This window comes from Thioalkalivibrio sp. ALRh (assembly GCF_000381425.1).
In the GTDB taxonomy this organism is placed as follows: Bacteria; Pseudomonadota; Gammaproteobacteria; order Ectothiorhodospirales; family Ectothiorhodospiraceae; genus Thioalkalivibrio.
This window is the reverse complement of record NZ_KB906519.1, coordinates 121827-144868: the sequence shown is the minus strand read 5'-3', so window position 1 is coordinate 144868 and position 23042 is coordinate 121827. Positions and strand designations below refer to the sequence as shown.

The following is a 23042-nucleotide window of genomic DNA, read 5'->3' as shown; positions in this document are numbered from 1 at the left end:
CAGTCACGAAACTGACATAATGCACACCTACACTCGAGGCCCCACCCTTGCCCCGAGTCGTGCATGCCGGATGCCGACGTGACCGATACCGAGCTCTTCCTCAACCGCGAGCTGTCACTGCTGGAATTCAACCGGCGCGTGCTGGAACTGGCACGCGACCCGGGCTTTCCCCTGCTGGAGCGGCTGCGCTACCTGAGCATCTCGTCCACTAACCTCGACGAGTTCTTCGAGGTCCGAGTGGGCTCGCTGCGCCAGCAGATCGACCTGAACGTCCAGGCGCCGGGGCCGGATGGCCTGTCCGCGGCGGAACAGCTGCGCCAGATCGCGCCCCGGGCCCACGCCCTGGTCGACAATCAGTATCGCGCGCTCAACGACGAACTGATCCCGGCGCTGGCCGAGGAAGGCATTCATTTCGTGCGGCGCTCGCACTGGAGCGAGCAGCAGAAGGCCTGGGTACGCCAGTTTTTTCACGAGCAGCTGCAGCCCGTCCTCAGCCCGATCGGGCTCGACCCCGCGCACCCGTTTCCGCGCATCCTGAACAAGAGCCTGAACTTCATCGTCACGCTCAAGGGCAAGGACGCATTCGGGCGCGAATCCGGGCGCGCGGTGGTCCAGGCACCACGGTCGCTCCCGCGCCTGGTGAAGCTCCCCCGCGAGGTGGCCAGCGGCGATTCCGATTTCGTGCTGTTGTCGTCCATCCTGCACGCCCACGTCGACGAGCTGTTCAAGGGCATGAAGGTCACCGGCTGCTACCAGTTCCGGCTGACCCGCAACTCTGATTTGTTCGTTCAGGAAGAGGAGATCGACGACCTGCTGAACGCGCTGGAAGGCGAACTACCCCAGCGCAACTACGGCGCGGGCGTTCGCCTGGAGGTCGCGGACAACTGCCCGGGAGAAGTCGCGCAGTTCCTGCTGCAGGAATTTCATCTGGAGGCGGACGACCTCTACCAGGTCACCGGTCTGGTCAACCTGAACCGGATGATGGCCGTGTACGACCTGGTCGACCGGCCCGACCTCAAGTTTCCCCCGTTCATCCCCGCCCTGCCGCGCACGGATGCCAGCGGTGAAAGCATCTTCGCGGCCATCCGCCAGCAGGACCTGCTACTGCACCACCCCTACCAGTCGTTCATGCCAGTGGTGGATTTCCTGCGCCAGGCCGCCAGCGACCCGCGCGTGCTGGCGATCAAGCAGACGCTTTATCGCACGGGCACCCAGTCGCCACTGGTGGAAACGCTGATCGAGGCCGCGCAATCGGGCAAGGAAGTGACCGTCGTGATCGAGCTGCGCGCCCGCTTTGACGAGGCGGACAATATCGAGCTGGCCAACCGCATGCAGGATGCGGGCGTGCATGTGACCTATGGCGTGGTCGGCTACAAGACCCACGCGAAGCTCGCCCTGGTGGTGCGTCGTAACGGCGACAAACTGGTGCGCTACGCCCACCTGGGCACGGGCAACTACCACTCGGGCACCGCCAAGGCCTATACCGATTACGGCCTGCTGACGGCCGATCCAGTCCTCACCGAGGACGTGCATCGCGTGTTTCAGCAGCTCACGGGCCTTGGCAAGGTGGAACGCCTGCGCGAGCTGATCCAGGCGCCTTTCCGTCTGCACGATGCGATGTGCGAGAAGATCGAACGCGAGGCCGAGAACGCCCGCGAAGGCCGGCCTGCGCGGATCGTCGCACGCATGAACTCGCTGAACGAGACCGGCATCATCCAGGCGCTGTATCGCGCATCGCAGGCGGGCGTGAAGATTCAGCTGATCGTGCGCGGCATCTGCAGCCTGCGCCCGGGCGTGCCGGGCATCTCCGAGAACATCGAAGTGCGCTCGGTGCTCGGCCGGTTTCTCGAGCACTCTCGGGTGTTCTATTTCGAGAACGGGGGCGAGCCCGAGCTGTATCTGTCCAGCGCCGACTGGATGCCCCGCAATTTCTTCCGACGGGTGGAGGTCGCCTTTCCGATCCGCGATACCGCCATGCGCGACCGTGTCGCGGAGGAGTGTCTGTTCAACTACCTGCGGGATACCGCCAGCGCATGGGCCCTGCAGGTCGACGGGAGTTATCAGCGGGTCCAACCGGTTGCCGACGAGCCGCCCCATTCGGCACAGCAACAGTTGCTCAAGACGCTCGCTAGCTAACGACCAGCTCCAGGTCGTGGCGCGCCCACTGCCCGGCCTCCTCCTCCAGATCGGCCCGCGTGAGCGGATGCGCATCCAGCCAGCCAGCGGCAAAGCCCAGCACCAGCCCGCGCTCGCGCGCCTCGACCCGCTCCAACGGCGGGGGCTCCGGCGCACGCGCGCGATGCAGCAGCACCGCCAGTCGCAGCAGACTGGCCAGACGCAGCAGGGGCTCGACCCGGGCCTGACGTACGTCATTGAGCAGCTTCGGCTTGAACGCGCGGCGGTGCAGGCGCACCAGCAGCGCCAGCTCGTGCTGCTCGGGCTGCGAGAACCCCGGCAGATCGGCCCAGTTGAGGATGTATTCGCCGTGCTTGTGGTACTTGCTGTGCGCGAGCGCCAGTCCCACCTCGTGCAGCTCAGCCGCCCAGTCCAGGCGCTCGCCGTCGTTCTCGTCCAGCCCCCAGCGGGCCCGGACGGCCCCCAGCAGTCGCGCGGCCATGGCCTGTACCCGCGCGGCCTGGGCCTCGTCGACGGCAAAACGGCGGCGCAGGTTTTCAATCGTCAGGCCACGGACATCCTCGTGCCGAAAGCGTCCCAGCAGATCGTGGATAACTCCCTCGCGCAACGCGCCATCGGAAGGATGCAGCCGCTCGATCCCCAGCGCCTCGAACGCCCCGATCAGCACCGCCAGCCCGCCCGCAATCACCGGCACCCGGTCCTCGGCCAGCCCTGGCAGCTCCAGCTTGTCCAGACGCCCAACCTCGATCATGCGTTGGCGCAGGGTGCGCAACGCGTCAAGTGTCATGCCCGGTGCCTCGTCGATGCCGGTCTCGCGCACAATACGGTCCAGTGCCAGGATCGTGCCGGAGGCCCCCAGCGCCTGGTCCCACCCGGCCTCGCGATAGATGGAGGCGATCGGCTGCAGCTCCTGGCCGGCATGCAGCTCGGCGGCGGCAAACGCCCGGGGTGTCAGGCGGCCATCGGAGAAGTGCCTCTGGGTGAAGGTCACACAGCCCATCTCCAGGCTCTCGGCGAGGATGGGCCGGAAGCGCTCGCCAATGATGAATTCGGTGCTGCCACCGCCGATGTCCATCACCAGCCGCCGCCCCTCGTCATCCGCGAGCGTGTGGGCCACGCCCAGATAGATCAGCCGGGCCTCCTCGCGCCCGGCAATAATCTCCACTGGATGCCCGAGGGCCCGCTCCGCAGCGGCCAGAAAACGGTGACTGTCGGCCATCTGGCGCAGGGTATTGGTGCCCACGACGCGCACACTGCCCTGGCGTAGCTGGCGCAGTCGCTGGCCGAATCGCTCGAGGCAGTCCAGTGCGCGGCGTTCGACGGTTGCATCCAAGCGACCGCGGGCATCCAGACCACTGGCCAGTCGCACCGTTTCCTTCAGCCGGTCCATCTTCAGGACCTCACCGTCATGACGCCGGGCCACGATCATGTGAAAGCTGTTGGAACCCAGATCGACCGCCGCGACAGTCTCGCCCTGTCCGTCCATCGCCATCTACCCGTATTCTCCCGAGAGACCCTCCAGCACCCGTCGGGGCAACAGCCAGAGCAATTGCATGGGACCGGGCAGGCCGCCTCCCAGGGCGCAGACCGAACCCTTGCCCATATGTACCCCGGAAGCCCCCGCCGGGCAGCCCATCAGGCGCCCGGCCAGCGAAGAGAGGTCCGGCTCATGGCCGACCACCACCAGACTGCCGTCGGCCGGCAGGCGCGCCGCCAGGGCCTCCAGTTCCACGCCGGCCACCTGTCCGGGTGCCAGCCATTTCTTCTGGCGCACCGGGACGCCCAGTCCTTCGGCGATGGGTGACGCCGTTTGACGCGCACGCAGGTAAGGGCTGGTTAGCAGTTCCACATGCCCGGAAAGCAAACCGGTCAGCGAGGCGGCCATGCGCCGAGCGCTCACCTGGCCGGCCTCGCTCAACGGCCGATCCCGATCGGCACCTTCCCACTCCCCTGCGTTGCCCGCCTGGGCGTGGCGGACCAGCACGAGACGCGGGCTCCGGCTCATGCCTGTGCGCCTCCCGGGGCCAGCAGGAACAGGCTGTAGGCCTCATCCGGCGCCGACCACTCCGCCACCTGTGCCAGTCCGGCGCCGGACAGCAGTTGCTGCACCATCGGGCGCGTAAACTTGCGCGAGATCTCGGTGCGAATGGCCTCGCCATCGGCGAACTGCAGGGTGGTCGCGGGTTCGGAGACCTGGACGGTCTGATCACCCTGGGCGACCAGGTGCATCTCGATACGTGAATGCGCCTCGACGAACGGGGCGCGATGGCGGAAACCATCGGGATCAAAATCGGCTCCCAACTCGCGATTGAGGACGGACAGCAGGTTCAGATTGAACGCCGCCGTCACACCGGCCGCGTCGTTGTAGGCCGCCTCCAGCACGGGAATAGCCTTGACCCGATCCAGCCCGAGCAGGAGCCGATCCTCCGCGCCCATGGCGGCGCGAATCTGCGACAGCAGTGCGATCGCCTCCGCGTCCTCGAAATTACCCAGGCTGCCGCCGAGAAAGGTGAACAGGCGCGGGGCTATTGGGACAGGTGTCAGCGTCGGCAGAGCCGAAAGCGCGGCGAGATAGTCACCACACAGGGCCTCGATCACGAGCGTCGGGAATCGTCCCAGCAGTCGCTCGGCCGCCTCGTCGAGGATCTCGCCACAGACATCATTGGCGACGTAATACGGATCGTCGACGCGCTCGTTCAACGCAGCGATCAGGTACTCGGTCTTGCGCGAGGTCCCACTGCCGAGCTCGATCAACGTATGGGCACCCGAGGTCTCGACGATCTCGGTCGCTCGGGACTCCAGCAGGGCCGATTCAAGTCGAGTGGGGTAATACTCGGGCGTGTCGCAAATGGCATCGAAAAGCTGCGAGCCACGGGCATCGTAGAAGTACTTTGGCGGCAGCCAGCGCGGCGCCTCCAGCATGCCCTTGCAAAAGTCCGCTACCAACTCCGCATGGGGATCGCGCACCTGCACCACATGACGGGTATAGCGCTCCGGGAGCGACATGGCAGGACTCTCGGGATTCATGGGCACATCCGTGCTTCGGGGTTCCCGGCACGCTACCATGAAACTCCCGACCTCCCAACCGCGAGTCCGCGCCAATGTGTCGCCATCTTGCCTATCTCGGCCCGCCACTGGCACTCAGGCGGATACTGCTGGACCCACCGCACAATCTGATCGAGCAGGCGATTGCCCCGCAGGAGCTGGTTTACGCCCGCGTCAATGCGGATGGGTTCGGCTTTGGCTGGTTCAGCGAGGACGGCACCGCGCGCTGCTATCGGCGTGCCGACCCCCTGTGGCAGGACCCGAACCTGCAAGCACTCGCCGAAACACTGGAAGAACCGCTGTGGATCTCCGCCATCCGCAGCGCGACCCCCGGGTTCGGGGGCGACACCGTCAATGCCCAGCCGTTCGCCATCGACGGGCTGCTCTACAGCCACAATGGGCTCATTGGCGGCTTCCGGCCGCAGATCCGCCGCCAGATCGAGAACCTGCTGACGCCCGAGATCGAGGCGGGCATCCAGGGCACCACGGATTCTGAATACCTGTTTGCCCTGGTCCGCCAGTTCCTGGCGGATGACGAGAACGCCACACTGGAAGGCGCCCTGGGCGAGGCCTTTTCAACACTGGAAACCTGGCTCGGCGACGAAATGGCCCTGCTCAACGTCCTCCTGTCCGACGGGCGCCGTCTGGTCGCCAGCCGCCATGCGATCAACAGCCCCTGCCCCAGCCTGTACTACACGTCCGACGATGACGACTTCCCCGAGGACTCGGTGATCGTCGCCTCCGAGCCGCTGACGGACCGCGAGCGCTGGCGCCCCGTCCCTTCAGGGCACATCCTGATCCTGGATCCTGACGAGCCACCGGAACTCCTTGCGCTCTAGCCTTTCCACTCGGATATGAGCACCCCAGCATTCGACCCTCCAGCAAGCCTCGTCTCTTCTTCGTCCTTGCTGGACGACCTCGCCCGTCAGCACGAGCGCTTGAACAGTGCACTGGAAAGCACACCCGCCGAAATCTGGCGTAACCAGTATCACCCGGACCTTAGCCCGATCGGCTGGCACTACGCCCACTGCCACTTCATCGAGGCCGTCTGGCTGCGCGAACGTATTCTCGGGCACCCACCACCCCGCACGCGGGACTGGCATGACCTCTATTTCCCGGAACTCAGCCCCAAATGGCGCCGGGGTGGACGCCTCCCCGCGCTCGATCGACTCACTCGATGGGGACGCGAGCTCCAGTTCCGGCATCGCGATTGGCTTGCGCGTAACGCCGAGATCCTCGACCACCCGCTGATGGCTGACGAGTACCTGACGGGGTTCCTTGCCCAGCACCACGCGATGCACCTGGAGACCCTGGCTCAGGTGCGCTGGTTTGCCCGCCTTCAGGGGCCTGAGCCCGGCCACTCGGAACCCCGCCTGCAGGCGCCCGAGATCACCTCGCAATCCTGGCTCGAATGGGATGCCGTGCACACCACCGTAGGCAGCGACGACGTACAGGTCTTCGACAATGAAAAGGGCGTTCACGGGAAGGAACTCGCGCCCTTTGCCATCCGGCGCGACCCTGTCACCAACGGGGAATGGCAGGCCTTCATGCAGGAGGCCGGCTATCACCGCCCCGAACTATGGAGCCGCGAGGGGTGGGACTGGCGCAACGCCCACGACATCCGGGCCCCACTCGGGTGGCGCGCGTCCGGGACCGACATTGGCCTGCAGGTTCTGCCGGAGGGAACGGTACAGCGCAACGCCGATGCCCCGGTGGTGGGCGTATCCCGCTTCGAGGCCGAGGCCTTCGCCCGCTGGGCCGGCGCCCGGCTGCCCCACGAACACGAATGGGAACATGCTCAGCGCGAGGGATCGCTGCGAGGCACCGGCCGAGTATGGGAGTGGTGCGGAAATCCGTTCGCACCGTATCCCGGATTCCGCCCGTTCCCCTACAACGAATACTCGGCCCCGTGGTTTGACGGCCAGCATTACGTCCTGCGCGGCGGCAGCGACTGGAGCGATCCGCTGCTGAAACGCCCGAGCATGCGCAATTTCTTCACCCCGGAGAAACGCCATGTCTTTGCCGGCGTGCGCCTCGCACGTACGATGGAACCCTGACCCCACCGGATAACATCCCATGAGCCGCACCCTATCCCTGCGTCCCCTTGTTGCATGCCTCTGGCTTAGCGCCCTGCTGCTGATCCCGGCCCTGGCCAGCGCCGATGGAAACACCACACTGATGCTCTCCGGCCATGCCGAGCAGCAGGTGGAGAATGACCGCATGACGGTCCAGGTGCAGGCCCAGGCCCGTGCCCCGGACGCACGGGACGCCGCAGACACGGTCAACCGCCGCATGGAACAGGCCCTGGCTCGCGCGGAAGACTACGACGCGGTCGAGGCGTCGACCCGCAGCTACACGACACAGGCCATCCACGACCGCGACAAACCTGGCCAGATCACAGCCTGGCAGGTCCAGCAGACCCTGGAACTCGTCAGTAGCGACTTCGAGACCCTGACCGAGCTGGTCGGGGCCCTCCAGGGAGACGAACTCACCGTGGGCCAGATCCGCTTCTCGCTCAGCCGCGAGACACAGCAGGAGCACCGCAAGGCCTTGCTGGAGGCCGCCATGCACGACTGGAAGGAACAGGCCCGCGCGATGGCACGTTCCCTGGGGGCTACCCATCTGCGCCCCGTGGAAGTCGAGCTCGTCGACAGCGGCTATGACCGCCCGCAGCCGATGATGGCGATGCGCGCGATGGACGAAGCCGCCAGCCAGCCTGCACTGGAGGCCGGGACGTCCACGGTTTCCGTCACCGTGCGCGCCAAAGTCGAAGCGCTGGGGGGCGAGACGCTGCGCGTCGACCCGTAGTCAATCTACAGGAGCTGGCTAGCGTGCGAGATGCAGGGCCAGCTCCCCTTCGCGCACATCGATGCTCTCGATCCCCGCGCGCAGGTGCTGGAAGGGCTCCAGCGCCAGCAGGTCCTCGTCTTTCAGGCCGCCCAGCCACGCATCCGGCAGGGGGATGCCGGCGACGGACACACCGACGAGCCGAGCTCGCAGTTCCTCGCCTTCGGTCTCGAAGCGCACACCGGAGCGCACGTTCAGCACACGCCCGCCCATCAGCGGCACATCCGCCGGCACGTCGATGCGCACGCGCGTGCTCACCTGCCCCGGCGTCAGGCGGACCGCCACCCGGCCGGCCAGGTCCGGATCGCGCGCGATCAGGGCATTCAGCTCGCGTTCGCTGAACTGGACGATCCGCGCCTCGTCGGTCTCTTCGTAGAGTTCGGGGATCAGCGGCTCCGCTTCCGCCTCGAGGTCGATGATCGGCTCACTGGGGGCCTGATCGGGGCGCGGTGCATCGGGTGCAGAGATCGCCTGCAGCTTGGCCTCGAGCTCCACCTGCTCCTGCTCGCTCAGGGTCACGGGCTTCGGCTCGCCGGACTGCAGCATCACCACGCCCCAGAACGCCGCCCAGATGACCGCCAGCACCAGCAGGACGATCAGATAGCGCGGGGGCCGCCCCGTGGAGCGGTACTGGATCGGTGCGGAGGGTTCTTTGTATTTGGCCATTGCGCGGTTCCGTCCCTGGGGGACGCTTCATGGGGATCGCAATATGGTCGCACAGACACCCACGCGTGTGCGCAGGCGCTTCTGCCTAGATGAAGTCGAACAGGGAGAGCCGGTTGACCTGGGTATAGGTCTGCTGGGCCGCCTGAAGCGCCACCTGCTGCTGGTTGAAGCGGCTGATCGCCTCGGCATAGTCCAGATCACGGATCTGCGACACCGCGCTTTCCAGATCCAGCAGCCGGTCCTCGTTGAGGTCCTTTTGCTGGTCGAAGGCCTTCAGCTTGCTCCCAAGCTCGGCACGTTTGTCGCTGAAGTTACCAAGCACGGCATCCAGATCCGCCAGTGCGGTGTTGCTGGCGCTGGCCAGATCCGCCCGCGCACTGGCGGAGTCGCCGCTGCGCTCCAGGGCATCGATAATGCGATCCAGCGTCTGGAACACACTGAAATTCTCGGCCGGACGCGATAGCACCTCGTCACCCGGCTCGGGCGTACCGCTGATGGTCACGCTGCGGCCGGCGAATTCGATGGACTCGCCCGATACATAGGGGACATCCTCTTCCAGCGAAACAGTATCGCCGTCCTCGTCGACATAGGTAATGCTGTAGACAAGCCCCCCATCGCCGTTCTCGTCGAAGGAGATGCTGTATTCGCGATCATCCAGGTCGGAAACACTCGTGACGCCAGTTTTCTCCAGCACCAGCGACCCATTGTTCTCGACGACCTCGGCACCGACACGGCCATCGTTCTCCGGGATATCCATGAACACGGCCGCGCCATCATGGCCCACCGCGATCTTGCGATCGGCCGAAACGGCCACCTCGCGCACACTCCCCGCACCCGAAGCCCCTTCGTAACGGATCTCGCCGTCGCCATCCTGCCGGAAGGGCTGATTCTGGGACTTGGTGCCAGCGAAAATGTATTCGCCATTGGGATCCTTGGTGTTGGCAACATCCAGCAGGCCGTCGCGGATCTGGCGCAGCTCGTCGGCCAGGTACCCGCGGGTCTCACGCGTCTGGCTGTCGTTGTTGCCGGTGACGACCAGCTCGCGCGCACGTTGCAGGGCATCGGTGCCCTGCTGCAGCAGTGATTCCTGTTGCTGCATGCGCGGCTGGGTGTTCTCCATGTTGCGCTGGAACTGCTTGGTCGCCTTGATGATGCGCTCGAACTGGTTGATCTGGGTCGCGCCGCTCGGGTCGTCCGATGGCGACAGGATGCGCTTGCCGGAGCCCAGCTGCAGCGAGGTGCGGTTGAGTTCGCCCTGGCCCGCCTGGATCTGGTTGATCCCGCTCTGGAAGATCTGGGTTGTGGAGATACGCATCGGGTTTCCCTCGAATTGCCAGCTGTTTAACGGCGGAACGCGCCCAGCAGGCTGTCGAACAGCGAATTGCTGACCTGGATCACCTGGGCGGCGGCCTGATAGGCCTGCTGGTAGCGGATCAGGTCGGCGGCCTCTTCATCCAGATTCACGCCCGAGATCGACTCGCGCTGGGCCTTGGCCTGCTCCAGCTGGGCATTCGCGGAGTCCAGCGCCACATTGGCCTGTCGCGTGCGCGTGCCGACATTCGCGATCAGGCTGTTGTAGGAATCACCAAAGCCGGGTACACGACGTTCGCCGTCTTCTGTCTGGACTGTGCGAGCCTCGGACAGATCAGCCATCTCGAGCATGTTGCGGTTATCCCCCGGCCGGTCGCGGTCGAGCCCGATGGTCAATTGGTCATCCTGACCGGGCTCACCGCTGAGCGTGATCGACCAGCCATGCTCAGTCTCAATTGTGACCGCATCCCCACCATTCACTGCCCCCCGGCCAATCTCGTTGCCATCGGCGTCCTCGACCACGTATTCGTCAGTATCGCTATCGATAACGATAGTGGCCGCGCTGTCCAGCAAGGATGGATCAAACCCGTCGGCAACTTCGAGGGCATCTACCGTACCGCTCCAGTCATCCCCGTCGGCAACAGTCGCCTCTGGGAGAGCTGCAGCTGCGGCGATCCCGGCCGGGTCATCCAAGACGACTTCGAGGTCGCGCGCGCCATTGCGGGTCGGCTGGATCAGCCAGTTGTCGCCCTCCGTGGGGTCATCGGGATTATCGAGCTCGTTTACGTCGATGATCATGCCGTCGGCTCGGAAGCGACCGTCGCCGAGGTCTTCCATCTCCACCACCTGATTGCCCGGCAGCCGCAGTAGTTCGAACTCCTCGTCGCTGTTTACGCGCAGACGGTAGTCGGATGTGGTCAGCCGGTCGGGGTCAGCGATCTCAACGCCCGGGACACCACTCTCGGCGTTACTGGAACGTCCCCATACTGCGGGTTCGCCGATCCCGAAGATGTCGCCCCCGATCTGGCCATCGGCATCGAGACCCTGGGCGTTCTGCTCGTTGAAGGCCTGTCCCAACTGAGTGGCGATCTGACCCAGGGTGTTCTGCGCGGGGTCGATGACCGAGTCGCGAATCTCCAGCAGCCCCCCGAGCTCACCGCCCTGCAGGAAGCGAGTCACATTCGCTACCCCGCTGCCCGACTGAATACCGACCTCTAACTTGCCCGGGTCCCCGGAGAAGGATTCGGCCACCAGCGACTGGTTGGTCCCGCCCAGCACCAGCGCCTGCCCGTTGCCGATGAACACATTCAGCGCACCGTCGTCCTGCTCGACCGTGGTGACGTCGATCTTCTCCGCCAGCTGGTTCAGCACACGGTCGCGCTGGTCCAGCAGGTCGTTCGGTGTGCCCTGGGTGCTCTTGGCAACGATCTCGCGGTTGAGGCCCGCCAGCGATTCGGCGAGCTGGTTGATCTCCTTGACGTTGGTCTCGATCTGCCCATTCAGGATGCGCCGCTGCTCCTCCAGGCGCCCGTCGATGGCTTTGAAGCGCTCGGCCAGCGACTCGGCCTCGGTCAGGAACACCGTGCGTGCAGCATTGGAGGTCGGATCATTGGCCACGTCGGAGGCGGCATCAAAGAACCCCTGCAAGACCGGCGCCAGGCCACTGGCCTCGTCCGCCAGCAGGTTGTCGATCCGTCCGGCGAGATCCGCCTTCGCCTGGGCGTTGGACTGCTCGGAGATGCTGGTGCGCAGCTGGGTGTTGACGAAGTCATCCGAGATGCGCCGGATGGCATCCACGCCGACCCCCTGCCCCTGATACGAGCCACCCAGGAACTGCGGGTTCAGGTTGCCCAGCTCCGTGCGCTGACGGCTGTAGCCCTCGGTCGCGGAGTTGGCGATGTTGTTGCTGGTCGTGCCGATCGCGCGCTGAAACGCCAGCAGCGCGGAGGTCCCAATACCGGAGACACTCATACCCCGCCCCTCCCGGTCAGGCTCGCCCAGCTGGATTTACGTGTCTGCGACATGGTCTACCCCTCGTTTCGGGTAACGGCCGGCTCGGCCAATGCTTGAGTCGGTTCGGGAATCACAAAGCCCGACAGCTGATCGCGTACCCGCAGCACCTTGTCCGCATAGGCGGGGTCGGTCGCGTAGCCGGCGGCCTGCAGCTCACGGATGTACTGGACATCGTCGCCAGCCTGAAGGGCGCGGTGATAGCGCGGATTGTTGCGGATAAAGTCGACGTAGTCGGCGAAGGAATCCGCCGGATCGGCGTACGCGCGGAAACGTGCCTGCTCGCGCTGGGCCACGCCATCACGGTACTCCAGAGTACCCACGGCGACCTGATCCCCCTCCCAGCGGGAGTCGGCCTTGATGCCGAACAGGTTGAAGCTTGGCTGGCCGTTCTCGCGCGAGGGCACGTGCCGTCCCCAGCCGGTCTCCAGGGCGCTTTGCGCCAGCAGGATGCCGGGCTCCACGCCCAGGTCGGCAGCCGCTTCCCGTGCCAGGGGTTCCAGTGTCGCAACAAACTCGGACGGGTCGCGTGGCGGCCAGTCGATCGCCAGCGGGCTCGGCGCACCGCCCAGCCGTTGGAGCTCACCGGCTCCAGCCCCCGTGTCGCTTTGTGCAGGACGCACGGGCGCGACGGGCTCGAGTTCGCGTTGTTCGTCGGACAGGCGCCGGAAATTCAGGTCACCCCGGCGTTGCGGGAGATCCAGGGACGCCAGCCGCTCGGGATCCCGCAGACCCTGCCCGTCCTGCGGCTGGCTCTGCTGCGACAGCTGCTGCATCAGTACCTCGCGCAGTCCAATCCCGTCCCCCTGACTCATGGCCTTGGCGAATTCCTGGTCCTGCATCTCGAGGTACATCTTGCTCTGCTCGTTGTCGAACAGTCCGTCGCCCAGCGAGGCCTCGCGCATCTGCTTGAGCATCTGGCCGATCAGCATCGCCTCGAACTCGCGTGCGACCGCCTCCAGCGCCTCGTCCCCGCCTCCCTGGGCGGCGCGCCCGAGGTCACGCAGGCCGCTCGGGTCGCTGGCCAGCGCCGAGCGTGCCTGCATGGAGAGATCGTGGCCGGAGGAGATCATCAGATGACCACCAGCTCCGCGCGCAGGGCGCCCGCCTCGCGCAGGGCCTCGAGGATGGCCACCAGATCACCCGGAGCCGCGCCCACGTTGTTCACCGCGCGCACGATCTCGTCCAGCGAGGTGCCGGGGTCAAACAGGAACATGGTGCTGTCGTCCTGCTGGATGGCAATGTCCGTCTGCGGCTGCACCGCGGTCTCGCCCTCGGCAAAGGGCAGCGGCTGCACCACCTGCGGGGCCTCGCTGATGGTGACGGTCAGGCTGCCATGAGAGACCGCCGCCGGGGTCACCTGCACGCTGGAGCCGATCACCACGGTCCCGGTGCGCGAGTTCACGATCACCCGTGCCGGGGGCGCACCTCGCTCGATGGGCAGGTTCTCCAGCTCGGCGACAAAACCCACGCGCTGGTCCGGGTTCTGGGGCGCGCGCACACGCACCGAGGATCCGTCCAGTGCATGTGCCACGCCAGGCCCAAACGTGTCGTTGACGGTCTCCACCAGCCGGTTGGCCGTTGTGAAGTCCGGACGGTTCAGGTTCAGGGTCACGTGATCGCCCTGGGCAAAGGCCGTCGGCACCTCGCGCTCGACCGTCGCGCCATTCGGGATACGCCCGACACTTGGGACGTTCACGGTGATCCGTGACCCGTCCTGCCCCTCGGCACCGAAACCGCCCACAACCAGGTTGCCCTGGGCGATGCTATAGGTCTGCCCGTCCGCGCCCTTCAGCGGCGTCATCAGCAGGGTCCCGCCCCTCAGGCTGGTCGCGTTCCCCATCGAGGAGACGGTCACGTCGATGCGCTGACCGGGCTTGGCGAACGGGGGCAGGTCGGCTGTAACCATGACGGCCGCGACATTGCGCAACTGTGGGTTGCCGGCCTCGGGGGTCAGCCCCAGCTGGCCGAGCATGTTGTTCAGGCTCTGGATGGTGAACGGGGTCTGCGTGGTCTGGTCGCCCGTACCGTCCAGCCCCACGACCAGGCCATAGCCCACCAGCTGGTTCTCGCGCACGCCGAAGACACTGGCCACGTCCTTGACCCGTTCGGTGTAGGTGCGCTCCTGCATCGCCGCCTGCTGCTGGATCGCTGTCTGGGCCTGCGCGCCGGCGATTCCGCCCAGCAGTAGCCCCATGGCGACCATCAGACCGGGCAGCACGCGCCCTGCGATGCGGCGCATGCTGCGCCGATGCGACTTGTACCCTGTTCGTTGCATCTCGGATCTCCCGCTCAGAACGGCCACCAGGGGCTATTGAAGAAGCGGGTGATCCACCCGGGCGTGTTGCTGTCGGCCAGCACACCCGTGCCGCCGTAGTAGACCCGCGCATTGGCCACCTGCGTCGACAGGACGGTGTTGTTGGTCGTCACGTCCACCGGGCGCACGATGCCGCGAAAGCGCACGTATTCCTCGCCCTGGTTGATGCCCAGCCACTTCTCGCCCTGTACCACGAGATTGCCGTTCGGCAGTACCTCGGCGACGGTCACGGTGATCTCGCCATCCAGCTGGTTACTCTGCGACGAGTCGCCGGAGCCATCGAAGTCACGGCTGCTGGTATTGCTGGCACCGAACAACGGACGGCCACGGTGGGTCGCCTCGCCGCCGAACGCCTGCAGATTGCCGAGATCCAGGTTCGAATCCTTTTGCGTAGAGGTCGAGGCGGACTTCTGCGCCTGGGTGCTCTCGGCCAGGATCACGGTCAGGATGTCGCCCACCTGGCGTGCCTTGTAGTCCTCGAACAGGCCCTGAGACTGCGCGACCTGGTAGATGCCGCCATTGTTCTGGGCTTGCGGCACCGGTTGCGGCGGCATCACGGGGTTGTAGTCCGGGTTGTCCCCGGGCATCGTCGGCTGGGTCGCGGCGCACGCGGACAGCACCACCACGGCCGCCAGGCCCAGGATCGGTCGCATCATTGTCTCAAGCCGGTTCATCGCGCTACCCGATCGTCTGGTTGACGAACTGCAGCGACTGGTCGGCCGCGGAGATCGCCTTGGAGTTGACCTCGTAGGCGCGCTGGGTCTCGATCATGTTCACCAGCTCCTCGGCGATGTTCACGTTCGAGGTCTCCAGCGAGCCCTGTACCAGGGTGCCGGTACCGTTCAGCCCGGGCTGGGCCTGCTGGGCGACGCCGGAGGCCGCAGTCTCCTGGAACAGGTTCTCGCCCATCGCCTGCAGACCCGCCGGATTCACGAAGTCCGCCAGCTGGATGTTCCCCAGCTCCACCGGTTCGGCCTGCCCCGGGATCTGCGCGGTCACGGTCCCATCCTTGCCGATCGCCAGCGACTGGGTATCTGGCGGCACGAACAGGCCCGGCTGCAGCGGATAGCCGTTCGACATCACCACCTCGCCATCGGCATTGAGCTGGAAGCTGCCGTCCCGTGTGTAACCAATGTCCCCATTGGGCATCAGGACCTGGAAGAAACCCCGCCCTTCGATCGCGACATCCAGCGAGTTGTCGGTCTGCTGCAGGTTACCCTGGGTAAACATCTTCTCGGTGGACACGGCGCGCACACCGGTACCGATCTGCAGCCCCGAGGGCAGTTGCTGATCCTGGGTGGCCTGGGCGCCCGGCTGGCGTACGGTCTGGTAGATCAGATCCTCGAACACCGCACGGTCCTTCTTGAAGCCGGTGGTATTCACGTTGGCCAGGTTGTTCGAGACCGTCGACATGCGCGTGTGCTGCGCGTCGAGGCCGGTCTTGGCAATCCACAGTGCCTGGTTCATGGTGCTCTCCTGTCAGTCCTGCAATGGGGGCCGCGTCAGCCGAGGCCCAGCAGCCGGTTGCTGCTTTGTTCCAGCGTGTTGGCGCTGTCCATCATCTTTACCTGCATCTCGAAGTGGCGAGACAGCTCGATCATCCGGGTCAGCGCCTCGACGGTATTCACGTTGCTGCCCTCGAGCATGCCCGAGACCACCCGCACCTCAGCATCCGGCGGCGCCTCGCCGCCGTCGGCCATGCGGAACAGGCCGTCATCGCCGCGCTCCAGTTCATTCACGTCCGGGTTCACCAGGCGGATACGCTCGATCGCGGCCAGGGCCTCCGGCCCCACTCCCTGCGGGCGCACGCTGATCGTGCCGTCCGTGCCGATCTCGATCTTCTCCGACGGCGGGATCGCGATCGGGCCGCCATCCCCCAGGACCTGGTGCCCCTGTGCGGTGCGCAAGAGCCCGAACGCATCCACATGCAGGGAACCCGCCCGGGTGTAGCCTTCCTCGCCGTCCGGGCCCTGCACCGCGATAAAACCCTGGTCCTCGATCGCGATGTCCAGATCGCGACCGGTGCTTTGCATCTGGCCCTTGGAGAAGTCCGTGCCGTCGGTGCCCAGCTGTGCGTAGTCGCGCGAATCGAATACCGGACCCCGCACGGGGACGGTGTTCGCGTTGGCCAGTGCCTGGCGAAAGCCGTCGGTATTGGCATTCGCCAGGTTGTGGTTGTTGACCGACTGCGCGTGCATGGTCTCCTTCGCGCCGGACATCGCGATGTAGAGGAATCGATCCATGCCTGTGCCCTCGTGTCCCTGTCCCTGACCTAGCGGATGTTGATGATGGTCTGGGTGACCTGGTCGGCCGTGGAGATCGTCTGCGCGTTCGCCTGGAAGTTGCGTTGCGCGGTGATCAGATTCACCAGCTCCTGGGCAATATCGACGTTCGAGGCCTCCAGAGCGCCGGCCTGGATCTCGCCCAGGTTGCCGGTGCCCGGAGAGGCAAACACTGGATCACCGGCCGCAAAGGTCTCGGCCCAGTTGTTGTTGCCCAGCTGCTCCAGGCCCTGTGGGTTGGTGAAGTTGGCCAGAGCGACCTGCCCCAGAACGGAAGATTGGCCGTTGGTGAAGCGCGCGAACACCACCCCGCTGGAATCGATGTCGACCCCCGTCAGCCGGCCCGAAGCGAACCCGTCCTGGCCAAGATCGTTCACCGCAAAGTCGCCACCAAACTGAGTGGTCCCGGCAAAGTCGATCGTCCCGTCCAGACCTTCAGCCCCGTTGGTAAAATCTTCCGTGGAGAACGGGAATTCCGTGTTGCCATCCAGCTGGCCACTGGCGTCAAAAGAGAGTTCGAAGCCTTCTTCCTCGTTGATCGGCTCGCCGTCAACGCTCATGAAGGCCGTCCACTCTCGTTCGTCGCTCTTCACGAAGTAGATGCGCGCATCGCGGGACGTCCCCAGCGAGTCATACACCGTCAGGGACGTCGAGTAGTTATAGCTGTCCGGATCATCGAACTCGAACTCGCCCGGATCCAGGATTGGAGCATCCGACTGGAGATTGACCAGAGCCTCAATGTCACTGGTAGCCTGCGGCGCGGAGGCCCCTGTCTGCAGACGCAAATCCCCAAGCTGTCCGGTATTGAAATCAGTATCCGTGCTGCCCGGGTTGATTGGCGGATAGCCCTGCAGCTGCTGACCCTGGTTGTTCACCAGGTTGCCGTCGCGGTTTACCTGAAACTCGCCAGCGCGCGTATAGACACGATTGCCACCATCGTTCATCACGAAAAAGCCCTCGCCATCAATCGCGAGGTCGAGACCGTTCTCGGTGAACTCCGTGCGTCCCTGCGAGAACTGCTGTGTCACCGCCATGAGACGCGAACCACCCCCAGTCGCGGTCTGGCTGACGCCACCAAAACTCTGCGCAAAGACATCACCGAACTCGGCGCGCGAGCGCTTGAAACCGGTCGTGCCGGCATTCGAGACGTTGTTGCCGGTGGTCTGCAGATCGGCCTGCGCCGAGTTCAGTCCGCTCAATCCGATATTGAAGGGCATACTGGTCTACCTCCGTTAGAGTCCGTCAGCTGCTGATGCGCCGGACATCCGAGAAATTGATCTCGCCCAGGCCACGGACCATCAGGCCCAGGCTGGAATCGTCGCCTACCGAAACGCTCTCGACGCGGGCGTCGAGGAAGACATCTACTGATTCACTACTGGAACCGCTCTGGGCCGACGCCCGGAATTCATATACGCCCGGGGCCGCAGGCGTCCCGTCATCGCGCAGACCGTCCCAGGTGAATTCCTGCAGCCCCTCACTGGCCGAACCCAGATTCATGCTTCGGATGCGTTCACCCGTGGGGCTGTACACCTCGACCTGCAACTGCCCGGTCGACTGATCCAGATCCACGGCGCCGCGCACCGTGCCATCCGCACCCAACTCGCTGAAGTCGGTTGGGACAAGGACGTCCTTACCCACCAGGGAGGCCGCTTGCAGGGTCTGGCTCTGGCCCATGGACTGAGCGAGTTTCTCGAAGGACTTCGAAAGCTCTTCGATCCCCGTGACGGTCGAGAACTGAGCCATCTGACCGATAAACTCCCCGTTTTCCATCGGTTCAAACGGGTCCTGATTCTGCAGCTGGGTAGTCATCAGCTTCAGGAAATCGTCCTGACCCAGGCGATCCGTCTCCTTGTCGTCCGGCTTGGGACGTGACAGGCCCAAGCGGTCCAGCATTTCGGGTGATATCTGAGTCATGGGAGGCTCCGGTTTAGCCCTGGCCGATCTGCAGCGTTCGCTGCAACAGCTGGCGCGAGGTCTCCATCACCTCGACGTTCGCTTCGTAGTTGCGCGAGGCCGACATCATGTTGGCCATCTCCTCCACCACGCTGATCGCGGGACGGAAGATGTAGCCGTCTTCGTTGGCCTGCGGATGGTTTGGTTCGTAGTGCGCCTGTGGCGGCGCGCGCGACTCATCAATTCCCGCCACCCGCACGCCATTGGAGGCGCCGTTCGGATCGGCCTGGTTCATCACGGTCTGAAACAGCACCTGCTTCGCCCGGTAGGCCTCGTCGGGGTTGGTCGCCACGGTGTTGGCGTTGGCCAGATTCGACGCGACCGTATTCAGCCGCACCGACTGCGCGGTCAGCGCGGAGGCCGAGGTGTTGAACAGATTAAACAGATCACTCACGACATCACTCTCCTGTTCCCAGCGTTGGCGCTCGCATTAGCGCTCGCCCCGCAGAGCATCACGGATGCCGGAAACCCGGCGGTTCAGGAACTCGAGGCTGCTCTGGTACTGCAGGGAATTCTCGGCAAAGGCCGCCCGCTCCAGCTGCGGGTCCACCGTGTTGCCATCCAGAGACGGCTGCGATGGCACGCGATAAAGCGTCTCCATCGACCCGTTGGCACCACCCGCCCCGCCGGCGCCGATATGGCCCTGATGTGTGCTCGCCATCGGCATGTTGCCGCCCTCGCCGGCCGCCGCCTGCAGCACCGAGCGAAAGTCGATATCGCGCGCTTTGTAATTCGGCGTATCGGCATTCGCGACATTCGAGGCCAGCAGCTCCATCCGCTTCGCACGGACGTTCACCGCCTCCGGGAGAATGCCCATCGCCTTGTCGAGAGAGAGACTCATCCGTCGTACCCCGTCCGCCACTGGCGAACTTCAGGTTCCTCGGGACGAAACCGCTTCGCCCCGTACGACAGGGACAAAGCAATTGGTGTGCCACTATGGGCCGAAAGAGGTTGGGAGAGCAGCGCCGAGGGTGGCGCCCGGATCGCGGGAGCGACCGTATGGAAAGGCGGAAAGGGCCGATCAGCCCTTCAGGCGAAGGACGGAGCCGTACTCGGTGCGAACGGTTTCGAAGGCCTGGGTGTAAGGACCCGCTGTCTCGGAAGCGCCAAGAAACAGATAGCCACCGGGATTCATCTGGCGGGCAATTCCGTCAAGAACCTGTCGCTTGGTCTCGGCGGAGAAATAGATCAGCACGTTGCGACAGAACACGATGTCGAACTTGCCCAGCGCCGCATAGCTGTCGATCAGGTTGAGCTTCTGGAAACGGCAGCGGCGCTGGATCTCCGGGCGTACGCGATGGCCCTCCGCCACGGTCTCGAAGAAGCGGGCGCGCCTCGCCTCGCTCAGGCCACGGACGATGCTCAGCCCGTCGTACACCGCGCGCCGGGCATCGTCCAGAATCTTCTCCGAGAGATCCGTACCCAGGATCGATACCGGCACCACACGCTTGGGCCGCGATTCCTCCCACTCGGACGCCACCATCGAGATGCTGTAGGCCTCCTGTCCGCTGGAGCAGCCGGACGACCAGACCTTGATCCCTGCGCCTTTCTCCGCCCGTTCCGGGAGCAGTACATGGCGCAGGATCTCGAACGGGAAGCCATCGCGAAACCAGGAGGTTTCGTTCGTGGTCATCGCGTCGATCACACGCGTGCGCAGGCGCGGGTTGGGTGCCTGGCGCATTGCGTGCAGCAGCTCCGGCACACTCTTGTAGCCGAACTCGTCCAGCAGCCGCGACAGTCGGCTCGACACGAGATACTGACGACTGTCGCCCAGCACCAGGCCACAGCACTCGGAAAGAAAACGCGAGAACTCCTCGTAGTCACGCGAGTCGATCACGAAGTCATCCTTGAAAGTCGACGGTACGGGCGGACGGGCACGTTGATGACGAATCCTTGACAGCGTGTCGGAAAACCCGACTGGGGAACACGCGATCCCCCATGCCGGACGGATGCAGTATACGTGCAACCGCGCGGACGCCGACAGCATCCCAACGGGTGATCGATGCGGCGCGCCATGGCCGCTGATGTTCATGCGGCCGGCAATCCGTTACCGCTTCCATGCCGCCAGGGTCGACTCGGTCGACTAACGCAAACGGCGCAGGCACCGGCATCAGTCCTTGCGGGTCTGGTCAAGCACAGCCTCGGCCAGCTCGTCGGGGTTGAACTTGGACAGGAAGGCGTCGGCCCCGGCACGCTTGACCATATCCGTATTGAACTCCCCACTCAGTGACGAGTGCAGCAGAACCCGGAGGCCTTTCAGGCGATCGTTCGCACGAATTCGAGCGGTGAGGGTATAGCCGTCCATGCGCGGCATCTCGATATCCGAAATCACCAGCTCCACCACCTCGTCCACGGTGCCGGCCTCGGCCTGCTCCTCCAGGAAATCCAGCGCCTCGCGACCATCCTTGAAGACCACGTACTCCCAGCCCAGGCCCTTGATCGCACCCTCGATCTGCTTGCGCGCGACCACGGAGTCATCAACGATCACAATCTTGCGCTGTCCATGCTTGGCGCGTTCTTCCTCGGCCTCCGCGCGCACCGCGTCGGATACCGTGGATGGCAACGGGTTGACGATCGACAGTACCCGTTCGACGTCAATGATCTCGACCAGCTTGTTGTCGATCTCGGTGACCGCCACCAGAAACGACTCGCGCCCGGTCCCACGAGGCGGGGACTTCACGTCTTCCCAGTTAACGTTGACGATCCGGTCGACCGCGGACACCCAGAACCCCTGTACCGACCGGTTGAACTCGGTCACCACCACCTTGTGGTCGCCCGTTTCGCCCACGGCGGTACGCAGCCCCATCGCGCGCGCCAGATCGATGATGGGGACGGTTCCGCCACGCAGGGTAGCCACACCACGCACCACACTCAGCGATCCGGGAATCTGCCGCAGCGGCGGCGACGGGATCACCTCGCGCACCTTGAATACGTTGATACCGAAAGTCTGCGAGCTCCCCAAATGAAACAGGAGCAGCTCCATACGGTTCTGCCCCACCAGCTGGGTGCGCTGATTCACATCGTCAATGAATTGACTCATTGTCCTGCTCTCCCCCTCGCCCAGCGGCCAGCCACCTCGACTCGCCGGCCCCAGTGTGCACCCCGCAGACCGACGCTGTCATGCCACAACCCGCCGTCGCATGCCGATTGCACGCGTTCTAGACCCGATAACGGCCGGCCGCTGTGACTCTTGAGGGTACGCTCCTGATTGCCTGGCATGTTTTCTGCTTGCACGTCTCTGCAAACCTCTCGAGTCCTGACAAGCCGACGCGCATCCAGACCAATGAACCAGTCAGCACGCAAACCTTCCATTCGCTCCTGGTGGCTTTCGGCCGCCATGGGCGTCGTTCTGGCCCTGGTCTCCATTGCGGCACAGGCCGAGATCGAGGCAGTGGAAAACATCCGCCTGGCGGCGGAGCGCTTCATCCAGGAGGAGTTGAACCTCACACCAGGCGACGAAGCGGTAGAGATTCAGATCGGCCGGCTGGACAACCGCCTGCGCCTGGCCCGATGCAGCGAGGCACTGGAGACCCGGTTCCCGCCCGGCGGGCGACGCGATGGCAATACGGCGGTACAGGTTCAGTGCGAGACCCCCGTCAGCTGGTCGATCTATGTGCCAGTCACGGTCGAGCGCTACGCCGAGGTGCTGGTCGCCAGCCGCAGCCTGCGACGCCAGCACACGATCCTCCCCGGCGATCTGCGCACCAAGCGAATTCAGACCTCTCGCCATGCGGGGAGCTATTTCGAGAACAAGGGCGAACTGGTGGGGCTGCAGACCCGGCGCAACATCCGGCCCGGTCAGATCCTGGGCCAGCAGCACGTCACCCAGCGCGAGGTGGTCAGCCGCGGCCAGCGCGTCACCATCCTGGCCGAGAACGGCTCGGTGGTGATCCGCATGCAGGGCGAGGCGCTGGAGAATGGCATCCTGGGCGATCGCATCCGCGTGAAGAACACCTCGTCCGGACGCGTCGTGGAAGGCGAGGTGCTCGAGTCCGGACATGTACGCGTTGCCCTGTAGAATGGCGGTGTGTCTCGTCACCATCCACAAACTGTGAAGCGAATCGAAAATTCACAGCTCAAGGGGCTACAGTTTCAGCCGGTGCTGCCGCTAACCCCTGCAGTAGAATTGCAAAAACAGGAAACCGAATAATGGATATCAAAGGCCCGAACTCCCCCGGCCTGCGCCCGGATGGCAACAGCTCGAGCGTGAAGGGCCGCGATGAGACCTCTCGCCCCGACGCAGGCGCCCAGGGCAATGCATCCTCACCCGTACGTCAGGATGACTCTGTCACCCTGACCGGCGCGGCGCAGGCAATGAACGCCGCCTCCGGGGCCGCCAGCAACGCCCCGTTCGACGAGGCGCGAGTCGCCGAGCTGCGCGAGGCCATCTCCAACGGTCAGTACCCGGTAGACAACGAACAGCTAGCCGATCGCATGATCGAGCTGGAAAGCCTGTTGCGCTAACAGAGACCCGA

Annotated in this window: 23 protein-coding genes; 6 read left to right on the top strand and 17 right to left on the bottom strand. The window is 64.9% G+C overall.

Annotation, left to right across the window (positions count from 1 at the left end; translation table 11 throughout):
• The first annotated feature begins 63 nt into the window (after positions 1-63).
• Entirely contained in the window at positions 64-2136 is a 2073-nt protein-coding gene (ppk1, locus tag F791_RS0100710) for a polyphosphate kinase 1 (protein WP_019592038.1), read from the top strand.
• Here the strand turns inward: ppk1 and F791_RS0100705 are convergent.
• From F791_RS0100705 to egtD, 3 genes are read right to left on the bottom strand one after another with little or no spacing between them, the layout of a single operon-like run.
• Entirely contained in the window at positions 2129-3628 is a 1500-nt protein-coding gene (locus F791_RS0100705) for an exopolyphosphatase (RefSeq protein WP_019592037.1), read from the bottom strand. The genes ppk1 and F791_RS0100705 overlap by 8 nt on opposite strands.
• Complete coding sequence (locus F791_RS0100700; RefSeq protein WP_018174481.1) at positions 3629-4120, bottom strand: histidine phosphatase family protein; 492 nt, start codon at positions 4118-4120, stop codon at positions 3629-3631.
• Positions 4121-4137: 17 nt separating this feature from the next.
• The gene (egtD, locus tag F791_RS0100695; protein ID WP_026182218.1) at positions 4138-5163 is read right to left on the bottom strand and encodes an L-histidine N(alpha)-methyltransferase; all 1026 of its coding nucleotides are present in this window, start codon (positions 5161-5163) and stop codon (positions 4138-4140) included.
• 74 nt (positions 5164-5237) lie between these two features.
• Between egtD and egtC the strand changes: the two genes are divergently transcribed.
• The 3 genes from egtC (at position 5238) to F791_RS0100680 (ending at position 7989) form a co-directional block, all read left to right on the top strand.
• Positions 5238-6020, top strand: coding sequence for an ergothioneine biosynthesis protein EgtC (gene egtC, locus F791_RS0100690; protein WP_018139133.1), 783 nt, complete (start codon positions 5238-5240; stop codon positions 6018-6020).
• Between the two features lie 66 nt (positions 6021-6086).
• The gene (locus tag F791_RS0100685) at positions 6087-7238 is read left to right on the top strand and encodes an SUMF1/EgtB/PvdO family nonheme iron enzyme (protein WP_019592036.1); all 1152 of its coding nucleotides are present in this window, start codon (positions 6087-6089) and stop codon (positions 7236-7238) included.
• A 19-nt stretch (positions 7239-7257) separates the two neighbouring features.
• Complete coding sequence (locus F791_RS0100680) at positions 7258-7989, top strand: SIMPL domain-containing protein (RefSeq protein ID WP_019592035.1); 732 nt, start codon at positions 7258-7260, stop codon at positions 7987-7989.
• Between the two features lie 18 nt (positions 7990-8007).
• On the opposite strand, the gene F791_RS0100675 is transcribed toward F791_RS0100680, so the two are convergent.
• The 14 genes from F791_RS0100675 to F791_RS0100610 all read right to left on the bottom strand — a co-directional run bounded on the left by F791_RS0100675 (position 8008) and on the right by F791_RS0100610 (position 21607).
• Positions 8008-8694 (bottom strand): hypothetical protein, encoded by a 687-nt coding sequence (locus tag F791_RS0100675; RefSeq protein WP_018174476.1) that lies wholly within the window; start codon positions 8692-8694, stop codon positions 8008-8010.
• An 85-nt stretch (positions 8695-8779) separates the two neighbouring features.
• Positions 8780-10009 (bottom strand): flagellar hook-associated protein FlgL, encoded by a 1230-nt coding sequence (gene flgL, locus F791_RS0100670; protein ID WP_018993595.1) that lies wholly within the window; start codon positions 10007-10009, stop codon positions 8780-8782.
• Positions 10010-10035: 26 nt separating this feature from the next.
• The gene (gene flgK / locus F791_RS0100665; RefSeq protein ID WP_018993596.1) at positions 10036-11976 is read right to left on the bottom strand and encodes a flagellar hook-associated protein FlgK; all 1941 of its coding nucleotides are present in this window, start codon (positions 11974-11976) and stop codon (positions 10036-10038) included.
• A gap of 56 nt (positions 11977-12032) precedes the next feature.
• The gene (gene flgJ, locus F791_RS0100660) at positions 12033-13088 is read right to left on the bottom strand and encodes a flagellar assembly peptidoglycan hydrolase FlgJ (protein WP_018993597.1); all 1056 of its coding nucleotides are present in this window, start codon (positions 13086-13088) and stop codon (positions 12033-12035) included.
• Positions 13088-14221: a flagellar basal body P-ring protein FlgI gene (locus F791_RS0100655; RefSeq protein ID WP_369699445.1), complete on the bottom strand. Its 1134-nt coding sequence runs from the start codon at positions 14219-14221 to the stop codon at positions 13088-13090. The genes flgJ and F791_RS0100655 overlap by 1 nt, the downstream gene beginning before the upstream one ends.
• Positions 14222-14307: 86 nt before the next feature.
• A complete protein-coding gene (flgH, locus tag F791_RS0100650; protein ID WP_026296415.1) occupies positions 14308-15006 on the bottom strand; it encodes a flagellar basal body L-ring protein FlgH in 699 nt (232 codons plus the stop codon).
• Positions 15007-15010: 4 nt separating this feature from the next.
• A complete protein-coding gene (gene flgG / locus F791_RS0100645; RefSeq protein WP_018139142.1) occupies positions 15011-15799 on the bottom strand; it encodes a flagellar basal-body rod protein FlgG in 789 nt (262 codons plus the stop codon).
• A gap of 35 nt (positions 15800-15834) precedes the next feature.
• Complete coding sequence (flgF, locus tag F791_RS0100640; protein WP_018139143.1) at positions 15835-16575, bottom strand: flagellar basal-body rod protein FlgF; 741 nt, start codon at positions 16573-16575, stop codon at positions 15835-15837.
• Between the two features lie 29 nt (positions 16576-16604).
• A complete protein-coding gene (gene flgE, locus F791_RS0100635; RefSeq protein WP_018139144.1) occupies positions 16605-17831 on the bottom strand; it encodes a flagellar hook protein FlgE in 1227 nt (408 codons plus the stop codon).
• 25 nt (positions 17832-17856) lie between these two features.
• Positions 17857-18528 carry a flagellar hook assembly protein FlgD gene (locus F791_RS0100630; protein ID WP_026296416.1) on the bottom strand — a complete coding sequence of 224 codons (672 nt, stop codon included), beginning with the start codon at positions 18526-18528 and terminating at the stop codon, positions 17857-17859.
• A gap of 13 nt (positions 18529-18541) precedes the next feature.
• Positions 18542-18961, bottom strand: coding sequence for a flagellar basal body rod protein FlgC (flgC, locus tag F791_RS0100625; RefSeq protein ID WP_018139146.1), 420 nt, complete (start codon positions 18959-18961; stop codon positions 18542-18544).
• A 36-nt stretch (positions 18962-18997) separates the two neighbouring features.
• The gene (gene flgB, locus F791_RS0100620; protein ID WP_038056855.1) at positions 18998-19408 is read right to left on the bottom strand and encodes a flagellar basal body rod protein FlgB; all 411 of its coding nucleotides are present in this window, start codon (positions 19406-19408) and stop codon (positions 18998-19000) included.
• 180 nt (positions 19409-19588) lie between these two features.
• Positions 19589-20404, bottom strand: a complete 816-nt coding sequence (locus F791_RS0100615) for a protein-glutamate O-methyltransferase CheR (RefSeq protein ID WP_018139147.1) — start codon at positions 20402-20404, stop codon at positions 19589-19591.
• A gap of 273 nt (positions 20405-20677) precedes the next feature.
• Complete coding sequence (locus tag F791_RS0100610; protein WP_018139148.1) at positions 20678-21607, bottom strand: chemotaxis protein; 930 nt, start codon at positions 21605-21607, stop codon at positions 20678-20680.
• Between the two features lie 243 nt (positions 21608-21850).
• On the opposite strand from F791_RS0100610, the gene flgA reads away from it, so the two are divergent.
• Together flgA and flgM are read left to right on the top strand one after the other, a co-directional pair.
• The gene (flgA, locus tag F791_RS0100605) at positions 21851-22585 is read left to right on the top strand and encodes a flagellar basal body P-ring formation chaperone FlgA (protein ID WP_018139149.1); all 735 of its coding nucleotides are present in this window, start codon (positions 21851-21853) and stop codon (positions 22583-22585) included.
• A 131-nt stretch (positions 22586-22716) separates the two neighbouring features.
• Positions 22717-23031, top strand: a complete 315-nt coding sequence (gene flgM / locus F791_RS0100600; RefSeq protein WP_018139150.1) for a flagellar biosynthesis anti-sigma factor FlgM — start codon at positions 22717-22719, stop codon at positions 23029-23031.
• The last annotated feature ends 11 nt before the right edge of the window (positions 23032-23042 follow it).

Coding starts and splice junctions, on each gene's coding strand:
- ppk1 (WP_019592038.1), top strand. CDS start 64: ATGCCGGATGCCGACGTGACCGATACCGAGCTCTTCCTCAACCGCGAG.
- F791_RS0100705 (WP_019592037.1), bottom strand. CDS start 3,628: ATGGCGATGGACGGACAGGGCGAGACTGTCGCGGCGGTCGATCTGGGT.
- egtD (WP_026182218.1), bottom strand. CDS start 5,163: ATGAATCCCGAGAGTCCTGCCATGTCGCTCCCGGAGCGCTATACCCGT.
- egtC (WP_018139133.1), top strand. CDS start 5,238: ATGTGTCGCCATCTTGCCTATCTCGGCCCGCCACTGGCACTCAGGCGG.
- F791_RS0100680 (WP_019592035.1), top strand. CDS start 7,258: ATGAGCCGCACCCTATCCCTGCGTCCCCTTGTTGCATGCCTCTGGCTT.
- F791_RS0100675 (WP_018174476.1), bottom strand. CDS start 8,694: ATGGCCAAATACAAAGAACCCTCCGCACCGATCCAGTACCGCTCCACG.
- flgL (WP_018993595.1), bottom strand. CDS start 10,009: ATGCGTATCTCCACAACCCAGATCTTCCAGAGCGGGATCAACCAGATC.
- flgK (WP_018993596.1), bottom strand. CDS start 11,976: ATGAGTGTCTCCGGTATTGGGACCTCCGCGCTGCTGGCGTTTCAGCGC.
- flgJ (WP_018993597.1), bottom strand. CDS start 13,088: ATGATCTCCTCCGGCCACGATCTCTCCATGCAGGCACGCTCGGCGCTG.
- F791_RS0100655 (WP_369699445.1), bottom strand. CDS start 14,221: ATGGTCGCCATGGGGCTACTGCTGGGCGGAATCGCCGGCGCGCAGGCC.
- flgH (WP_026296415.1), bottom strand. CDS start 15,006: ATGAACCGGCTTGAGACAATGATGCGACCGATCCTGGGCCTGGCGGCC.
- flgG (WP_018139142.1), bottom strand. CDS start 15,799: ATGAACCAGGCACTGTGGATTGCCAAGACCGGCCTCGACGCGCAGCAC.
- flgF (WP_018139143.1), bottom strand. CDS start 16,575: ATGGATCGATTCCTCTACATCGCGATGTCCGGCGCGAAGGAGACCATG.
- flgE (WP_018139144.1), bottom strand. CDS start 17,831: ATGCCCTTCAATATCGGATTGAGCGGACTGAACTCGGCGCAGGCCGAT.
- F791_RS0100630 (WP_026296416.1), bottom strand. CDS start 18,528: ATGACTCAGATATCACCCGAAATGCTGGACCGCTTGGGCCTGTCACGT.
- flgB (WP_038056855.1), bottom strand. CDS start 19,408: ATGAGTCTCTCTCTCGACAAGGCGATGGGCATTCTCCCGGAGGCGGTG.
- F791_RS0100610 (WP_018139148.1), bottom strand. CDS start 21,607: ATGAGTCAATTCATTGACGATGTGAATCAGCGCACCCAGCTGGTGGGG.
- flgA (WP_018139149.1), top strand. CDS start 21,851: ATGAACCAGTCAGCACGCAAACCTTCCATTCGCTCCTGGTGGCTTTCG.
- flgM (WP_018139150.1), top strand. CDS start 22,717: ATGGATATCAAAGGCCCGAACTCCCCCGGCCTGCGCCCGGATGGCAAC.